The sequence below is a fragment of the Bacillus sp. JJ1566 genome (assembly GCF_036962685.1).
Lineage (GTDB): Bacteria > Bacillota > Bacilli > Bacillales > Bacillaceae_L > Ferdinandcohnia.
The window spans coordinates 96776-115643 of the sequence record NZ_JBALOP010000015.1; the positions used below are offsets into that span (position 1 = coordinate 96776).

The 18868-nt window shown below is 33.1% G+C and carries 15 protein-coding genes and 2 riboswitches; of the genes, 3 read left to right on the top strand and 12 right to left on the bottom strand.

Annotated elements, in window-relative coordinates; genetic code table 11:
• Positions 1–72 precede the first annotated feature (72 nt).
• The 6 genes from V7112_RS07805 to V7112_RS07830 are packed head-to-tail and all read right to left on the bottom strand — an operon-like array spanning position 73 to position 8692.
• Positions 73–2961: an ATP-binding protein gene (locus V7112_RS07805; protein ID WP_335417426.1), complete on the bottom strand. Its 2889-nt coding sequence runs from the start codon at positions 2959–2961 to the stop codon at positions 73–75.
• Entirely contained in the window at positions 2958–3320 is a 363-nt protein-coding gene (locus V7112_RS07810; protein WP_335417427.1) for a response regulator transcription factor, read from the bottom strand. Before V7112_RS07810 ends, V7112_RS07805 begins: the two co-directional genes overlap by 4 nt.
• A gap of 51 nt (positions 3321–3371) precedes the next feature.
• A complete protein-coding gene (locus V7112_RS07815) occupies positions 3372–4988 on the bottom strand; it encodes a diguanylate cyclase (RefSeq protein WP_335417430.1) in 1617 nt (538 codons plus the stop codon).
• Positions 4969–5343, bottom strand: a complete 375-nt coding sequence (locus V7112_RS07820) for a response regulator (RefSeq protein ID WP_335417431.1) — start codon at positions 5341–5343, stop codon at positions 4969–4971. The genes V7112_RS07815 and V7112_RS07820 overlap by 20 nt, the downstream gene beginning before the upstream one ends.
• Before the next feature lie 14 nt (positions 5344–5357).
• Complete coding sequence (locus V7112_RS07825) at positions 5358–5672, bottom strand: aspartyl-phosphate phosphatase Spo0E family protein (RefSeq protein ID WP_335417432.1); 315 nt, start codon at positions 5670–5672, stop codon at positions 5358–5360.
• 26 nt (positions 5673–5698) lie between these two features.
• Positions 5699–8692 carry an EAL domain-containing protein gene (locus V7112_RS07830; protein ID WP_335417435.1) on the bottom strand — a complete coding sequence of 998 codons (2994 nt, stop codon included), beginning with the start codon at positions 8690–8692 and terminating at the stop codon, positions 5699–5701.
• A gap of 432 nt (positions 8693–9124) precedes the next feature.
• A riboswitch (cyclic di-GMP riboswitch) is annotated at positions 9125–9209 on the bottom strand.
• Between the two features lie 786 nt (positions 9210–9995).
• A riboswitch (cyclic di-GMP riboswitch) is annotated at positions 9996–10084 on the top strand.
• A gap of 149 nt (positions 10085–10233) precedes the next feature.
• Between V7112_RS07830 and V7112_RS07835 the strand changes: the two genes are divergently transcribed.
• The 3 genes from V7112_RS07835 (at position 10234) to V7112_RS07845 (ending at position 12503) form a co-directional block, all read left to right on the top strand.
• Positions 10234–10818: a WxL domain-containing protein gene (locus V7112_RS07835; RefSeq protein WP_335417436.1), complete on the top strand. Its 585-nt coding sequence runs from the start codon at positions 10234–10236 to the stop codon at positions 10816–10818.
• A 64-nt stretch (positions 10819–10882) separates the two neighbouring features.
• Positions 10883–11947 (top strand): WxL protein host-binding domain-containing protein, encoded by a 1065-nt coding sequence (locus V7112_RS07840; protein ID WP_335417437.1) that lies wholly within the window; start codon positions 10883–10885, stop codon positions 11945–11947.
• Positions 11948–12017: 70 nt separating this feature from the next.
• Positions 12018–12503, top strand: coding sequence for a hypothetical protein (locus V7112_RS07845; RefSeq protein WP_335417438.1), 486 nt, complete (start codon positions 12018–12020; stop codon positions 12501–12503).
• 642 nt (positions 12504–13145) lie between these two features.
• On the opposite strand, the gene V7112_RS07850 is transcribed toward V7112_RS07845, so the two are convergent.
• The 6 genes from V7112_RS07850 to V7112_RS07875 form a co-directional block, all read right to left on the bottom strand.
• Positions 13146–14012 carry a hypothetical protein gene (locus V7112_RS07850; protein WP_335417440.1) on the bottom strand — a complete coding sequence of 289 codons (867 nt, stop codon included), beginning with the start codon at positions 14010–14012 and terminating at the stop codon, positions 13146–13148.
• Positions 14013–14358: 346 nt separating this feature from the next.
• Positions 14359–14523 carry a DUF4062 domain-containing protein gene (locus V7112_RS07855; RefSeq protein ID WP_335417442.1) on the bottom strand — a complete coding sequence of 55 codons (165 nt, stop codon included), beginning with the start codon at positions 14521–14523 and terminating at the stop codon, positions 14359–14361.
• Positions 14514–14942: a GIY-YIG nuclease family protein gene (locus V7112_RS07860; protein WP_335417443.1), complete on the bottom strand. Its 429-nt coding sequence runs from the start codon at positions 14940–14942 to the stop codon at positions 14514–14516. The genes V7112_RS07855 and V7112_RS07860 overlap by 10 nt, the downstream gene beginning before the upstream one ends.
• Before the next feature lie 20 nt (positions 14943–14962).
• Entirely contained in the window at positions 14963–15475 is a 513-nt protein-coding gene (locus V7112_RS07865; protein ID WP_335417445.1) for a hypothetical protein, read from the bottom strand.
• 540 nt (positions 15476–16015) lie between these two features.
• Positions 16016–17917, bottom strand: a complete 1902-nt coding sequence (locus V7112_RS07870) for an ATP-dependent helicase (protein ID WP_335417448.1) — start codon at positions 17915–17917, stop codon at positions 16016–16018.
• The coding region (locus V7112_RS07875; protein WP_335417450.1) for an ATP-dependent nuclease at positions 17917–18868 on the bottom strand (952 nt) is incomplete at its 5' end. The genes V7112_RS07870 and V7112_RS07875, both read right to left, overlap by 1 nt.

Here is an 18868-nt window from a genome sequence, read left to right on the forward strand (position 1 = left end):
AAAAAGATCCCATTTTGAATATTTTTTCAAAATAAGATCTTTTTATTAACACGTTAATACATTAAGCATTCATTAATTTTCATTCATTTTTTCATACGGAACTGTAATTTGCTCGTTTTTTTCATTTTCTAAAAGTGTTTGCAAGATCAGTTTTGACAATTGACTTGGTTTATATGGCTTGACGAGATAATCCTTTGCACCAAGTGAAAAACCCATTTCTTTTTCATCAAGAGCAGATGAAACAAAGATAGGAATGTTTTTTAACTCTTTGTTTTCGTTCATTTCTTTCATGATACTCCATCCGTCGGTTTGATCTTCAAGCATGATGTCTAATACAACGGCATCTGGTGGATCAATTTTCATTTTTTCTAACGCTTCTTCTCCACGTGTATATTGCTCAACATAGAACCCACAATCACGCAGTTCATGTTTCAACAGTTCTGAAAGGTTCAGATCGTCTTCAATCACCATAATTTTATAACGATGATTGTGGATATCATTAGTATTGCTTTTTTCATGATTTTCTTTATTCCTTGCTTGAACCTTTACACTTGGAAATTGAGTCGTAAACGTACTGCCCTTTCCATATATCGAATCAACTGTAATTGAACCACCATGTCCTTTGACAATCTCTTTTACAAGTGAAAGACCAAGACCCGTACCGCCTATCCTGCGCCGGTCTGAATTATCTATCCTATAAAATGGTTGGAATAAGTTCGGCAGGGCATCTTCAGGAATCCCCAGCCCTTCATCCTTAATATCCACAGAAACAGTCTTCTGATTGCCATAAAGACGGAGATTGATGTTTCCCCCGTTCGGTGAATATTTAATGGCATTACTCAACAAGTTAGTGAATACTTGTTCCATCTTATTTTGTTCACCTAATATGACCGCTTCATCTAATTCATCTGAAAGTGTAATATTGTGTACTTTTGTATTGACTTGTTGAAGTTCTATCACGTTTTTTAATACTGTTTTTAGATTGATGAAGTTTTTTTCATATGTCTGCCTTCCGGATTCCATTCGCTGAATATCTAGAAAGTCATTGATAAGGGCAGTTAATCTTTTTGCTTCATTGTAGATAGTTTGTAAATATTTAGTTTTTCTCTCAGGTTTCAGATCTTTCGTAAGTAGTAACTCTGTAAAGCCTAGAACGCTTGCCAATGGTGTTCTCAATTCGTGGCTAACAGTGCTTACTAGTTCATTCTTCATTTGTGAAACTTCAAATTCTTTTGTGATATCCCGATGGACGAGTAACGAACCAAACTCTTCATCACCATGCTTTTTAGTCCTACAATACACCCTTATGACTTGCTTACTATCCTTTTTCCTGTATATAAATGAATGTTCTTTTTCTGGTTGATGAATTGCAGCCTTAATTATTTCGTCTAGAGATTCAATAAAATGATCTTCTTGTACTTGATCAGCCATCAATAGGCTCCATTGACTCCATGTTAAACCTACTAAATTTTCAATTTGTATACCATTGAAAGTGTGATTCAAAATTTGATTAACTTGGATGATTTCCCTATCCTTATTTATTAACTGTATACCTTCTTCAACCGTATTTAGAATATCCTGGTTTAATTTCCTATCGTCTTCTGACTGCTCAAAAATATTTATTTTTTCAAGATAAATGGCGATCTGTCTGGAAAGTGTTTCATACTCGTTTATTTCACCTGTTGAAATAGGAGTACCCAATCTTGTGTATACCATGATAGCTATCACATCGGAATTTGAAACAATAGGTAAGTACAAATCATAACTATATTGGATCACATCATGATAGCCCTTTTCATTAGGATGCTGCTCGCGCTTAATTACCTTTGCTTTTTGTTCTGCAACAACCCACTGAATATGGCCACTATCCAAATGATTTCTAAATTGATTTATCCCCTCTTCAGAAATACCAACGGAAGCGAAGGAGTCTTCGTGTAAATATGTGATTATACCTTTATCGGACTTTGTTAACTTTGCCATACTATTAACAATACTCTGTAGCACTTCTTTTTTAATTAACGAAGAAGAAATACCATTAATTAAATCATTTCTTGTTTTCATTACTTGCTGATTTTCGGTTAAAAATTCAAGAGTAGAGTTTAGTTCTTCTTGTTGCGCCTGAAGCTCCTCTTGTTGAGCTAAAAGTTCTTCGTTTTGAGCCACCAAATCTTGTTCTTTATCTTGAATGCTTTTTGCCATTTTCTGAAAGGCAATTAATAATGTACCTAACTCATCTTTACGCTTAGCATCTGCTTTTATCACAGCATCCCTGCCAGCCGCAATTTCATTTGCAGAAAAAGTAAATTCTGACAAAGGCCTACTAATTTTCATAACAAACCTTCTTGTTACCAATAAAATAAGAAGGAAAAATGCGGTTATCAGTATATAGAAGCTGTCTATGATGAGACGGTTCTTCTTATTAAATGTATCAGCATTCATAGTAAGTTCCTCTTCAAGTAAAGTCCGAAACTCCTTCGTTTGATCGAAAAAACCTTTTACCCTTGAGTAGGTGTATTCGTCGATAATATCTACTCTTGGGTCCTCCATTTTTTCGTATTTATCCATTATTTTAGGAACAACAGTAGAATAATAATAATCTATAAACCCCTCCATCTCACGAATGTATATTTCTTCTTCTTCCTCTACAAGTAGTTTTCTTAATTCATCTTTCTGGGTGTTTATCCTACTGGCTTGGTTCTCAATCATTTCGCGACTTTCAGGCACTTTAAAAGATAAAGAGTTCCCCACTATTAAAATATCAGTATTAAAATTTTCATAAATATTACTGATTATATCTTGTTTATGCTCAATGCTTTCCCTTTGAACAACATAATCATTTTGAATGCTATTTTGTAAATGAAATAGAATGATTGTACCCGTGATAAAAAAAAGAAAACAAACTCCCATCAACCCGAGTACTTGACGCGATATTGATTTGTTAAAATAATCTAGGATTCTCATTTCAGTATTTCCTCTACTAACTCTAATAGATTCATTGGACTAAATGGTTTCGCCATAAAATAGTCGGCGCCTGCTTGTTTAATTTTTTCTTGTTCATAAGATTGGCTTTTAGCGGAAAGCATCAAAATTTTTATATGTTGATTTGTTTCTGCAGTTCTTATCTTTTCTATAATTTCGAGGCCCGTATAAACTGGCATCATATAATCCAAAATAATCAAGTCATAATCGTTGTTTTCCAATAAGTCTACAGCCTCACCACCATCTGCTGCTTCTACAATCATATAGCCCTCGTCTTCTAACGTATCGACGATTAACATCCGTAGGACTTCCTCATCTTCAGCTAATAAAATTTTTTTCAATTGATAAACACCTCATTATTTTTGTACACGAAATAATCTAAGTCTAGCAATCTAGTTCAATCTATTTAACATTTTTCTAATCCTTACTTGGAAATCTGCCATGTTAAGTGGTTTAACTATATAGTCATCTGCACCGAGCATTAAAGCTTGTTTTACATCATCTTTACTATTTCTACCACTAAGCATAATCACTCGATATCTTAGAAAGTTTTTTCCTCCCTTAACGTTTCTAAGAACATCTATTCCATCCATTTTAGGCATAACTCCGTCTAGAATGAGTAAATGATTCACATCTTCATGTGCATGTGTTGAATTTAAAAAGGATGGACCATCTTCAAACACTTTGATATTTAATTCTAGATGTTCAAATGTTAATGACTCTAATGCACTAGCCACCAATGTTCGAATAATGAAATTATCATCAACAACGGAAACATTGAGAGTTTCTTTTTTATAGTTATTTGACATCTGCGAGTACTCAACTCTTGCTCTACCATTTCTTTTCGCTTCATATAATAATTGATCTGCCGCTTTGATTGCTTCTTTCCCTGCTAGTGTTTCATCCGTAACCATAAATACTCCAGCAGAAAATGTGACGGAAAAGCTTTGATTTTCATAAGTAAAAACAGTTTTAGAAAACTCATTGTTTAGTTGTATTAATCTTTTTGTTGCGTCTTCACTCGTGGTATTGGGAAATACAATGATGAATTCCTCACCACCATAACGGTATAACATGTCTAAACTACGTATATTCTCTTTTAAATATTGAGCAAAATCCCGTAGTACTTTGTCACCCATTAGATGTCCGTATGTATCATTTATATTTTTGAAATGATCAATATCTATGATACCAATAGAAAAGGGCTCTTTTGATCTTTTGAAATTCTGAAAAAAGCGAGGCAGGCTATCATTAAGGAATTTTCTATTATACACTTGAGTCAATTCATCAATTAACACATACTGTTCAAAGATTTTCTTTCTTTCTAAATGACGATTGACCTTAACGGTAAATTCTTCAAGATCAATCGGTTTCGTAATAAAATCATCGGCTCCTTTTTGATAAGCTTCTATTCTTGTTTGTTTATCATTTTGTACACTTATCATTATTGTCGGAACAAAAAATTTATCATTATATTCTTGAATTTCTTTCAGAACTTCAAATCCACTTTGATTAGGTAACTGAAGATCTAAAATTAAACAATCAGGTTGCATTTCAAAATACTGTTTAACAGCTTGTTGAGGGTTGGAATAGGCCATCACAATCCAATTTTTTTCTTCCAGCGTCTCTTTTAACATCATAAGCATTGAAGGGTCATCATCTATAATTTGAATTAAGGGTGAATCAAGATGTATAGGTTCACTTTTCAGGTGGATTAATTCCTCTTGATTTTCATATTCGTAAGTAAACTCAATGAGTGGCAATAAAATTCTTTTTAATTCGTCGGTATTCCAGTCAGTCTCCCTTTTGGGATCCATTTTATTTAATAGATTCTCCGCAAGCAACATAAGCTGGTCCATTTGAAGTGTCCCTGATGTTCCTTTTAAGGAATGAATAAAGCGGTATACCTCTTCATTTGTAACTATTTTACTCTCACTTGAACCAAACCATTCGGACAATGTTTCTTTTATATTATTTAACAGGTGACTTTTATATTTTAGAAGTTCCAAAGTTATCCTCCCTTAATATATTTTGAAGATTGTTGAAGTAAGGTTTTACGATAAATTCTGTAGCTCCATTTCGTAACGCATCTATCATTATTGATTTTTGTCCCATTGAAGAACACATAATGACTGTTGCATTTGGATCAAATGCTATTATTTCTATTAGGGCATCAATACCGTTAACTTTAGGCATTGTTATATCCATCAAAACGATATCAGGTAAGCATTTTTTATATTTATTGATTGCCTCTTCTCCATTACTTGCTTCCGAGATGACTTTATAGTTTTCTCTAGCTAATAAACTTTTTAAATAATTTCTCATAAACAAGGAATCATCAGCAATCAATGCCGTTTTTCTCAATTTGCCATCCCCTTTCACAAGTAGAGTTTTTGAAGTTTTTGATATTGTATAATGAGTTTATCAAGTCTCTGACTTTCCTTTATTGTTTCTTGATGTCTGATTCCTCTTTGTTCCGAAATCTTTAGCAACTTTTCTCTCGATATGGTAATTAAGTTAAGCAGTATATCTTCATAGTATTCTATTAAAAGGGAATCAAGCTTGTTAACTAACTGAATATAATCTAAGTTATGGAGTGCATTTAAATCGTAACTTTCACTTAAAACTTGTCTTAAATATAAAATTTCAACTGTAAGATTTGTTTCTTTTGTTTGAAAGTTATCCTTTATCATTATTAGGCACCCCACCTTTAAATTAATTAGTTTAGTTCATTTGTAATTTTCTTTGTGTCTACTTTAATTAAATAATTAATTTTTTCCACTTTGATGAAATTGCAATTCGGAACAAATGGGTTATTTCTTAACTGTGCGGAAAATTGATTAAGGAATTTAACAAGCCGATCTCTTTGATTCTCATCAATTGTTAACTTAAGACCATATTGGAATATACCCCTAACTTCTTCCTTCCAAACTACATATCCATTTAAAGTAATCATCTCACCCATGATCTTTGTTTTGAATTGATAAGTGATATCCGGACGTACAGGTAAATGTATAGTAGATAGAAATCTTAACCCACCTGGCCCTACGTCTTCAATTAAGACTTCTGTACTTCCTAATTCAACATTTTTTCCAAGTATAGAGGTGAGTGTCATTTGTGAACTAAGCGGAAATAACAAATTAATCCTGTAATATCGCCTTCTGTTTGGGAACTTTGCTGTGTTGCTATTAAAGGTCGGCTTCAAAATCATTTTCTTTAATAAATTTTGAAAAGTCTTCTCTGGAACTGGTTTGCTAAAAATATATCCTTGAATTTCATGACATTCTTGTTGTCTCAAGAAAGTTAACTGCTCGATTGTTTCCACACCTTCAGCCACAACATTCATATTTAAGCCTTTAGCCATAAATATAAGTGATTTAATGATTGTTTCCACATTATTTGTTTTTGCAATATGTTTCGTAAAAGATTGATCAATCTTGATTGTATCAATTGGTAAATCCTTTAAATAAGTGATAGAGGAATATCCTGTTCCAAAATCATCTAATGCAACTTTAATTCCAAGACTCTTAATAAATTGTAAAGCACCTTTAACAGCATCCTCATGCTTAATCATGGTTGTTTCCGTGATTTCAAGTTCAATTAGTGAGGGATCTGTATTATTACTTTCCAGAATAGTACTCAATTTTGCTTTCCAATCGCTTTTTAAAAAACGTTGCGCTGATATATTAACTGAAATAGGCACTACTTCGAGACTTTGCAGATTCCATTTTGAAATATTTTGACACACTTGGTCCAATACCCAATCACCAATTTCATTAATAAAACCTGTTTCTTCTGCAAGTGGAATAAATTCAACTGGGGAAACAAGTCCCCATACCGGATGCTCCCATCGTACTAATGCTTCAGCACTTACAATTTTGCCTGTGCTAGAATCAACCCTTGGTTGAAAATATACAACTAATTGATTGTTCTCAATTGATTTTCTCAAATCCCGTTCTAGATAAAACTGTTTGAAGGAATTAATACTTAACGAGGAGGAATAGATTTGATACGTATTTTTTCCGTTTGCCTTTGCCCTATACAAAGCTGCATCTGCATTTTTTATTAATTCCTCAATGGTTTTTCCATTCTCGGGAAATGTACTTATCCCAACACTTGTAGTTATGAGTAATTCGAAATCTTCAATAATAAATGGAAGGTCTAGACAGTCAATGATAGATTTGGCGGCATTAATCGGGTAGTCTGAGTCTTCGTAATCCCAAAAGATAATACCAAATTCATCTCCACCTAGTCTTGCAAATAATGAGTTTTTGTTTAATAACATATTTACTCTTTGACTAAATTCGTATAGTAATTTGTCCCCGATTTGGTGCCCTAGTGATTCATTTATATTTCGAAAACGATCTAAATCTATATAAAGAATTGAAACGTGTTTTTTAACATGTTCTGAAGCTGTGATTAATTCATTTATTTTATTTTCAAAAAGCATTCTATTTGGTAGTTTTGTTAAATAATCGTGAAAAGCCAAATATTGAATTCTTTTTTCATATTCTTTCTGTTCTGTAATATTTGAAATAATACCGTCAAACCTAATGACTTCACCATTTTTGTTAAGGACAGGAAGTGTTTGATCTTGAACCCACACAACCTCCCCATTTCTATGAATAATGCGGTATTGATGATAGAGATTTTCACCTTTTAATTTTTTATGTTGTATATTATGAAATTCAGTATAATCATCCGGATGGATTAGTGAATCCCAAGTAATTTGATTCCCGAAGTCAGACGGAGAATACCCTGTAATCGCCTCAACTCCCTTGGATACCAAATTGTAGTCACCTTTTTTTATGTCAAAAGACCAAATACCTGCATCCAAATTATCAAAAATATGTTCAACCTGATTTTCACTTTCTTTAAGCTTTAGTTCTATCACCTTTCTTTTGGTGATATCTTGAACAGTACCTATAAATCGAACTGGTTTCCTATTTTCGTCTAAGATTACATCCGCTTGGTTATATAGATGAATCGTTGTCCCATCCTTACGAAGAATTCTAAATTCAAAACCAAAATTTCGTCTTTCTTCAATAGCAGATAGAATAGCTTTTTTAAATTTTTCCCGATCATCGGGATGAGCAAGTTCTGTAATACTATCAAATGTTGGTACAAATACCTCAATATTTTCAATTCCGTATAGCACATACATCTGATTCGACCAATATGCTTCATCCTCCATAATGTCATAATCATAGCTTCCGATTGCACCTACTTTTTGCGCTAATTCAAGGCTACTTTTGATTTTGACCAATTCTTTTTCATGTTCAACGTACTTTGTTATATCTCTTGCAAACGCATAAACAATTGCCGTTTCCCGATCACTGATGATTGGTATTAGATTAACATCGATATTAATTAAATTCCCATTTGCCTGTGAGATAGCCGTTTGATAATTTTGTGGTTTCCCCTGTAATGCAAGTTGAAAATATTTTTTTCTTTTATATTTGTCATTACTATAAAAATACTGTTGTATCTTACTCGGTAATTCCTTTTCACTATATCCGAATGCCTTAATTACCGACTGGTTAAAGTGCAATAGTTTCCCATTCCCATCAAATGCTAAAACTGCATGTGGATGATTATCTATTAGTTCTTTTATTAGAAATAAATCATTCCCAATTTCAGTATTTTTCGTAGATAAAAATTTTTCATCATTTGAAAACATAGTAAGTTGTTTAAAAAAAGATAATTTAGCCATTTGTATCCCCCTTTAAATCACGGCATATTTTTATGTAACAAACTGTATTCGAAACTATTAAAATGCGTTAGTGTCTATGTTGTATTTCAAAAACGTTTTTGCTCAAACATTTAGATAAGATTGAAATTCATAATCATATCCCTATGTTGTTTATGATAAAAAGTACTAATTTACACAAGACTTTCTTACTATTGGTGCTTACATGCTAATTTTGCCGTAATTTGTCAAAAAAAAGAATCACCTTTGATTCCTATTCATATAGGAAGGGGTTCTTATTTCCTAATAGGAAGGGGGTCCTATATTCTTCTAGGAAGGATAGTGTAGTTATACTAGATAGGCATTACTATTTTGTTTATCCGTTATTTTAACCATGTTTATTAGAAAAAAGATAACTGCACCGAAAACGGGAGTTATCCTTTCCTTCCGACTATTTTAGGTAACCCGACTACCATTGCATTGTTGCTTTAGGCTCGTGGCTTTGCGTCCTTACCTTTAGATAAGTTTGCCTATATCGTTATAGAACTTATTAACCATATATAATATATTAGTAGTATAAAGATTAAGACAAAAGCACTATATATTCAACAACGTAAGCCAAATACCAGGAAGTACCATAAAATATTTTGTATTATTAAATATCTAAATAATTCCCTTCTTCTGTGCTTTTTTATCACATATTAATTTGTTAATTCATTAAATTTTTTTGCATAGTCGTAATAAAGACAAGTACTTTGCAAACAAGATTAATTAATGACTGAGTCAGGAGAAACTGGTTACGATGGCACGTTTACAGTCGATGCAGATGAAAACACTCAAACCTTTGAACAGTCGCTTTCTATTAAAAATGAGGAAATATAAGAAACCCAAAAGATAATGGGAGATCGGGGTAAGTAAAGGTTGTACCGATGGGAAGACCTAAAAAGATCAAAAGAAAGACCATAAATTTGAACATAAAGCCCCATCAATGTGATGGGGAGCTTACTTTTCTGGTGACGAAACCTAATAAACAACAGATCGTCTTCCAAATTAAATAGTTTGAAAGAAAATGCAGTGATAATACAGATGGACTATTGGTTTTTTTCTACTAATACTTAACTCCAACAAAAGCAAATTAAAATTTTATTACCCTTTTAAATAATTCATTTTACTTCCTTGAAGAAAATCACAGTTGGTTAATAGTGGGTTTATTATTGGAAATATTTGATGTGTACCCTTTTTTTGATTAGCAAGGTAATATGAGTTTCAGAGAGTGATAGACGACGCAAATATACAAAGATATAAAGAGTCAAAAATCGTTCTCATTCTGCAACAAAGGCAAACTAGTTGAAAAATTAGGACGCAAAGCTACAGACCTACTGTGATGGTAATCACTATGGTGGCTGGGCCGCTGAAGAATGGAGAATGATACTCACACTATGAGTTGAAATTCAATATTCTTCCGATTCAAACAAAAAATTTGTGTTGGAGGGATTTTTTTTATGGAGAAAATCAAGTTCGTTTCTATAAATCAATCAAACAATCATTCTAAGGGAGGAAACAAAATGAATAAATCATTATTCAAAAAAATAATTGTAAGTGCTATGGCTTTCGGTATCGCCGCAACTGCATTTAACACACAATCATTCGCTGCTGAAACAACAACTTCAACAGTTTCAGGTGGAGAGTTAACTGGTGGAACAATCACATTTCAAGGTTTACCTGCAACATTAAATGGTAAGCAAGTAATCTCAAATGCAGACTGGGCAATTGCTGATATTACTGATGCTCGTGGAACCGGTAATGGGTGGAGCCTTACTCTAACACTAACTCAATTTGCAGAAGTTGATGATATTAACGCTTATGTAACTGGTGGTAAAACACTTGAAAAAAACTCTCTTAAAGTATCAACAGTTCCTACAATTTCAAAGAAAGATTCTACTTCTTCTGATATAACAACAATCACGCCTGTTGGTTTAGAAACAGCACTTGATACTCGAAGCCCTGTAAAACTTTTAGCTGCTGCTGCAGATGGAGGTATGGGATCATACACATTCGGTAAATTAGGTGTACAATTAACAATTCCTGCTAATGCTTATGCAAAAACTTACAAAACAGATGCAACTGTTACTTTAAACACTGCTCCTTAATAAACGGTTAATTTTCTAAAAGTCCTCCAATACTAAGGGGGACTTTTTTTATAGGAGTGGTTATATGACATACCGAAAAATCCCTTCGATATTGTTTCCCCTAATAATCATATTTTTCCCTTCTTTTATGATTTATGCAGAAGGAAATGATTTTGAATTTCGGGTGGAACCTATTTTTCCTGAATCCCAAATTGGAAATCAAGGTTATTACCACTTCAAGGGGAAGCCGAATGAGACTATCACGTTACAAGCAAGGGTTATTAACGACAGTGAAAAAGATTTAAACGTAACTATTCGCAGTTTGAATGCTTATAGTGGAAATCAGGGCATTATATATCAAGAAGAACCTATTTTAGAAGGAGCCTCAATCACAAATGACTCCTATCAATTAACAAAGGCAGCCACAAACCATTCTGAATTAACCGTTGGTCCTTTGGAATCAAAAGTTGTGGAGTTTACTATCAAAACCCCTGAAATAAACGGCACTCTACTTGGTAGTATGGAATTTCGGGTCTTTCAAGGAACAGAAGAATTAACACAAAAGGAAGAAAATTCCCAACTATTAATTGATCAATATAAAGCAGTTAATCTTGGAGTACAAGTGGATGTAACTGATTATAAAGAAACACCGACTCTAACGCTAAAGGATCCGTTATACTCTCCCGAAGAAATGGCTATCATGGTTCCTATTGACAATTCTCACCCTGTAATCGTGCCTAATATTACTGGAACATATAAGGTTACGAAGCGTAAAGATGATTCGTTTTCCCTTGCAGGAGACATTCCATCATTTAAAATGGCTCCTATGACAGCCTTTCATTACCCGATAAGATGGTCTGGAGAAACTTTAGAGCGTGGTGATTACCAAGTCACGTTTGCACTTGATGTGAATGGAAACTCTCAAACCTATGAACAGTCCCTTACCATTAAAAATGAGGAAATAAAAGAAACTCAAGAAAAGATGGAAGAACGTGGAGAGGTAGAGGTTACGCCTAAATCATTCCCATGGACAACTTTAATCATTGGTATTCTTGTGGTCGTTATTATCATTTTGGCTTTGATGATGAGAAAACCTAACACTCAAAGGAAAGACCGTAAGTATCCTGGTCAAGATTCAAATGGAACTTAAAAACAGATTAATTTTTTAAAATAATAATTTGGTTTTTTGAGGAAACTAAAAGCAATTAGGGAGGGATAAAATGCAAGCCTTTTTTCGTATAGGATTGATTTTAATATCATGGGGCACTGTTTTTTTTCTCCCCAAAAAGTCGTTTTTTAAATATCTACCTGTCACACTTTTTTCATCTATAATTATTTTAACAGAATATCTATTGGGTGCTCCTCGAAACTGGTGGAAAGCAAAGGGGGGTATTAAAACGATAGCCAATAATGGATTAGCATTTGCTTTTGGACCTTATTTCATAGGTAGTCTTTGGGTATTTCGTTTAACTTATGGGAGGTTTTGGTTATATACTCTTCTTAATATAATTTTAGATTGGATACTTGCTTATCCATTAAATACATTTTTCGAAAAAATCAATCTCTATAAACTAAAGAAAATTAAACCAATTCATCTATTTTTATTTTCGTTGGGTTATTCATTTTTGAATTATGTTTTCCAATTAATTTTTGATAAAAGCCAACCGACCGAACAACAAATACACCAAAGTCAGAAAAGGTCTTAGGGATTAATCTCTAAGACCCTTCATTCTTTAGTTAACAAGAAAATGGCTGCCGTATTTAGCAGCTAGTTCTTGAAGTAAAGCACCCGCAAACCATCCGCCAAAACAGTGCTGCACCACAGAAATTGAAATTGGTTAGGAACTTATAAAGAAATTATTGAAAATAATGGAGAAAATTTATTTTAATAGATTATGTAAAACGATAATTGATTAAGATGACATAAAACCCTGAGCTCGTTGAAATGTTTTTTCACGAATTCGGGGTCTTGTTGACTTTAGGTTTAATTTCACCTAATCGTTACGCTTTAAATTGGTTTGTACTGCATTTGTAATTTATTTCTGAATACCCAAACTACCCCCTTCCGAAAACCTCCCCCTAAACACACACATTCTTCGGTTCGAGTTAAAATAAAGATTTCCGACTGCCCCCCAATTTTAGACCTTTTCCGATTCAAATATGGCTATTTTCCGGCCTGTTTCTCCGCATTTTTTTCACGTTTTTTCGGGAGTTAAAATAATAATTTCCGATTTCAGAAGGTAGAAAAATCTGAGAAAAGAATGAATTAGACCTTCGTTCTCTTTTTGATTAAATACTTGATTATGGTATAGAAGTAAACGATGTTAATTTACATCGCAAGATTTCACCTAAGCAAGCGGCAATACCTCTTGAAGCAAAGAAAACAGCTCAGATTTTTTGGATGCTTCTTTTCGCTGCTTGCTAATACTTTCCGCGAAATACTCTTCTTCTTCCTCCAATTCCTGATCGTATAACTCTTGCAATTTTCTAGTTAACACTCCATAAAAATAGGCAAAAGGATTATGAACCATATTTCTTTTTAGCTTGATAACCATTTGTTTGAACGCTTTGATCGATAGCTCAATCATATCTACACATTCCCCGTCACGGTTGTTTTTACTAGCTACAATGGTTGCCATTTTCCAATACTCCTCGATAATTTTTGCTTCAGGAAAAAATGGTTTTACAGCTTCTACAAAGGATACAGGAACTTTATCACTTGTAAATGTGAAATCGAGAGGAGCGTCCTTACGTTCTTTTATATGTTTTTTAGTTTTAAAAGGATTACTAGTTTCTTTAGGGTGGTTCAAAATTTCCGTTTTAGGTGGTTCATGATGAGTTGAATTCATTTCGGGGAAACGATTAAACACGTAAAGATTGCTAGATTGTGAGCCATTCTTACGCTCCGTTTCGTAAACTGTAAAAATACCTAAAGCCACAGCTTTTTGAATCATCCGTTTAAAAGTAGAACGAGACACACCATGTCCATTGTATTCTTCATGGATGGACTTCAGCATCGTACCAATCTTTGCATTGCAAACGCCTGGGATTTTTGCTGAATAACGAACAAGGCGTTTTAACCCAACAAGCTCACCTTTTGAAAAATCATCCTTGTACTGAAGCATCCACATCTCCATATGACTGTTGAATTCCTGTAAACTACTAAAATTTGAATAGCCCTCAAACTGATCAATTGTGCCCGATTTTAAATTCATAAAAAAGCACCACCCTTTCAATGTTGTTATAGAAAGGTGGTGGTAAAAAAGGGGCATCCGTTTTAAAATCTTATCGTGGAAAATTTTTGAAAAATAAAAGGAACTTCCCCCAATGTGTACGATTCATGCGCTGAGTTCGGTTCCTTTAATTGTTATCATTACTATTATTCAAGTGTAAATTACTGTGAGATCGGCGTGCTCCTAACAGTGACAGCTGATACCCAGGAATTGTCGACACAGGTAGCAAAAGCATTCAACCCATTGCTTCTGCATCATAACATTTTCCCGGACCACCAGATGCCTTTCTTTGGATTTATTTTCCCCATCGGAAATTAAGAGGCAGGGCCTAACCCCAAGTGCGTATTCCAACAGGTATATGCTTAGATCTTAGGATTCCCTCGACAGCTTTTTGTCTTTCATTCTTTAAGTCTAAATAGATTGAAGAAACAAATACCTGTAACTTTTTTTCAACTATTTCAATCACCAATGATATGAAATAATTTAGGCCCATTCCAAATTGCTTGTTGATATTCTCTTATCCAGTAAGCCTCTTTTTCCAAAGTTAATGACTTCCAAATTCTCTCTTCCCCAATAATAACTTGCAGATGTGGTATTTTCTTGCGGTAAATGCCACAATATCAATAATGATTCAACATCAGCTAATTTCTTAGACGAATATTTTTCACCATCAGGGAATTCTAATAACCCTAATCTAACTTGTATTTTCCCTTTTACATTTCCTAGCCAAACTTTATGATGCTCACTTAACCTTTGCGAAAAGGGTCTACTAGTTTTTCCTATATACAACAATGTTTCTTTTTCACCGTATACTCTATAGATTGCATAAATTCCTGAATAAAGGGCTAATTCATTATTATAAAAATCATCAAGACTGTATGCCCCATGCCACCTAATATGTACAGTTGTCATTTTTTATCACCACACCATCACTATTTAAATACAATTTCTTGTTTCCTATCTCCTTTTATCATTGCATATTCCTCTTCTATCAAAATGGGAGCCACATACGAAGCAAGCGCTCTAGTAGATACATGTTCTAATAGCCAAGCCCCCATACTATCTTTAGGTGGATTAGTAAAGGAAGTTCCAATAGATACGGTTCTTCCTTTAAAATAATTTATTAATTCCTTATATTGTTCAGCTGTAATAACAGCATATTTGTTGTGACCAAACAGAATAGTGGTCCCTTTTTTAACCGAACCTTTATAAGAAAAAGGCCTGTTTTTGGTTAATGTCTTTAATTCAACCTCACCGGAACGATCGAAAGGTTGGCTTACCTCTTTGCTATTCCAAATTTGAACTACATCTTCAAGCTGTATTAATGTATCCAATACCTTATCAGGTTCCTTCCGATTTCTTTCTAAATAATCAATTAGTGGTTTCCACTTATTCATTAATTCATTCAAATCCTTAACTTCATCTTTTTTCAATATTTTTCCCACAAAAAAACTCCTCCCTATTCAAAAATATATCTTCTATGTATATAGGTATATTTTACCATATAACTATTTGTTACAAGATTGAAACTTCTTTTTCAAAAAGGGATAATAGGGAAGTTTATATGAAATAAAAATTGGCAAGAATGGAGAATTAGAAAATAGCCGAAATAGCAAGGGTGGCATGAAAAAGACCCAGAATTCGTAAAATTTGCTTTACAAATTCGGGTCTTTTTGACATTTTATTTAGGTTATAATAATAACGCCAACTCGAAAATCGAAAACACTTCGACTAGTATTAAATATATTATCCCATACTATATTAACACCAATTTAGCGATCGCCTCCGTGTGGCTTGAGTAGTGATCGCAGACACTTTGATGTAGTAGTGTTACCTCGTAAAGATTTCGTAACTTGTTATACTTTGCTTAAGATACGGGTCAATGTAGTTATTTAAGAGGCAAAACAAAAGACGAAAGATTGATATTTCGTCTTTTTTCTCATTTATGGAGTAAAACAATTATATGGAATCTAAAAGCACTTATGTTAGATTAACCCAATCTCTCTTAAAAATTGAGAAGGTTCTTGATTCATATATCCATATCGAGTCTTGCTAAATTCAGTATAACTTAAAAATAACTTACTCTTTGTTCGTGTTATTGCCACAAAAAAATTCCTTCTTTCTTCTTCCAATGTTCGGGACTTCTCAATTGCACGAAAGTCGGGAAAAATCCCTTGATTAAGAGAAACGATAAATACATAATCAAACTCCAGACCCTTCGCCGCATGACCAGTAAGCAAAGTTACACCCTCTTGATTTTGGTTTCCTTTTGGTGAAAGTGCCAAATAACTAAGGAAGTCACCAAGGTTCCATTCAGATTCTTCTCTCTCTCTTTTGTATAAGCGAATAATTGAGCGAAGATGAGTTAAGTCATTTTTAAGGGCATTATTTTCTTCGTTCTTTTCCTCTTCTAAACTTTCAATACCTGTTAAATCCATAAATATCTCTTCGATATATTCTAGAAAATAAGCCTTTCTATTTAATACTTTTTTTAATGTTTCCGAAAGTTTTGGCTTTTTTTCTTGTATAGCCTCAATAAATTTAGTGAATCGTGTTTGATCTTTTAGATTGAATAAATCATCAGAATTCAAGACAAAATAATCACAAAGAATATTTATATAGACTTTATCTTCCTCGTTAAAGACCGACTGCAGTACTGCAATGGTGAGTTTTGCCTCTTTTGAAAGAAAACGTTCACTTGTACTTGGATAATTATAAGGTATTCCCATATTTTTCAGGTCATTTTCTATTCGTTTTAAAGCAAATCTATTTCTTGCAATAATACATGTACTGTTGTATTCATTAATTTCACGAATTTTTTTAGTTATGTCTTTACTCTCTTCTTCAGGGTACCTATATTTATTAAGTACAATTGATTCTCTTTCACCATATTTATTTGCTCTTAGATCTTTTTTAGAGTCTAATCTATTCATATTTAATTTAATAAGTTGATTTGCCATGGCTAGTACAGATTCTGGGCAACGATAATTCTCAAACATTTGTATAGTCTTTGCACTGTAAATTTTTACAAACTCTAATAAATATTCAAATCTTGCATCGTTCCATTCATAGATAAGTTGGTCCTCATCAGCAACAATAAATAAATTTTTATAATCATCACCACAAAAAGACTTAACGAGTTCAAATTGTGCTTTGTTTGTGTCCTGTGCTTCATCAATGAGTAAATGTTTAAAAACCCTACGATATTGTTTTGCAACAAATGGCTTTTCGGTAAATAGACGATAGGTTAATAATAATAAATCTCCATAATCAATTGCATTATTTTCTCTTAACTTTTCATCATAAAGTCTGTAGACCAAACGAAAGGATTCATCATAAACTCTACTATTGGCTGGCATATTCTTTGGAGTTCTCAATTGGTTCTTAAGTCTTGAGATTCCATTTAATAATTTTGTTGCGTCATTCTTTAATAACTGCCTGTTAGAGTACTTCGAAAGTAGAGGGTAGGTAGTTGTATCTTCTTTTTTAAGTTCCTCCAGTATTGCCTCTATTAAAATTTCCACATAATTATTAGTATCTGATGACTGATCATAAATAGTGAACTCATTATTTAAACCTATATAACTTCCATACTTCCTCAGTACTTCAAAACAAAAACCATGAAATGTACTTATAAATAATCTATTTACGCCTTCCCCTACGAGATGTTCTACTCTCTCTTTCATTTCATTTGCTGCCTTTGTAGTAAAAGTAAGGGCTAATAGTTTAAATTTTTCTTCCTTTGTTTCTGATATAATTCTTGCAATCCGCCTCGTTAACATATGTGTTTTCCCAGAACCTGGTCCTGCAATAACGAGTAGTGGGCCACTGTTATCTAGAACTGCTTCTTTTTGCTGGTTGTTTAATCCCTCTGTAAAATTAATCATTAATCCACCTCCTTAATTTTTAAAATATCCCTAATTCTTTTAAATTGTTCTTTTATTTCTGAAGGTAGTTCAAGATTGTTATTCAAAATATACTCGGCTAAAAACTCAGAAAATAATGTTTTCCCATGACTGTCAATAAATTTGTTAATCATTTCTTTTACGGTGTATTCATTGTTGTGTTGCTTTTCAATATTCCCCTTATAATGTTCAAATTTACCTTCGCCAAATTTTTGAACAATAATTTTCAAAAAGATTTCTTCTCCAAATGTATTGATGCAATATTCCTCAAAATCCATTCCTTGTGGTAAAAATAAAACATTGCTATTTATGTGTTCATTTGTAAAGCCATTTGATAATACTGAGCTTTTGACCTCTCTAACTGTATCTTCTTCCCCATCAGAAAAGATTAGCCACGGTAAGCTAAATGCTTCTTCGCTCGCAATCTTTAAAAATGGACTATAATTCTTTCCTTCGCATGAAATAACAGATACACCCAATCTTCCTAATGAAGCACCAAGGTACCTTAACCCTAGCATTTCAAAGAAAATTTTCTCACTATCCCCCTCACATAATAGTAACAAAGAAGAGAACAATAATTCAGTATTTTTAAATTGAGTATATCTCTTTAAAGAATGATGATCACTTTGGGATAAGAATAAATTATTTTTGTAAGCCTCTTCTGGTAAACCAAAGGGTAATTCTTTCTTATACAATGGGATTTGCTTAACTTTAGTTTCTCCATTATTAGTTCTAAATAAAATAAAATCACTAATGTTTGCTTGGTCTACTATATATGGGGAATGTGTACTAACAATTTTTTGTCCTTTAATTTTCCTTAACTGTTCAAATATTGCACGCTGGGAATGAGGATAAACATGTGCCTCAGGTTCTTCTATTCCAATTATTGGAGTTACCTCATTATTTTCAATGATTTCTGGGAGTAATATATCA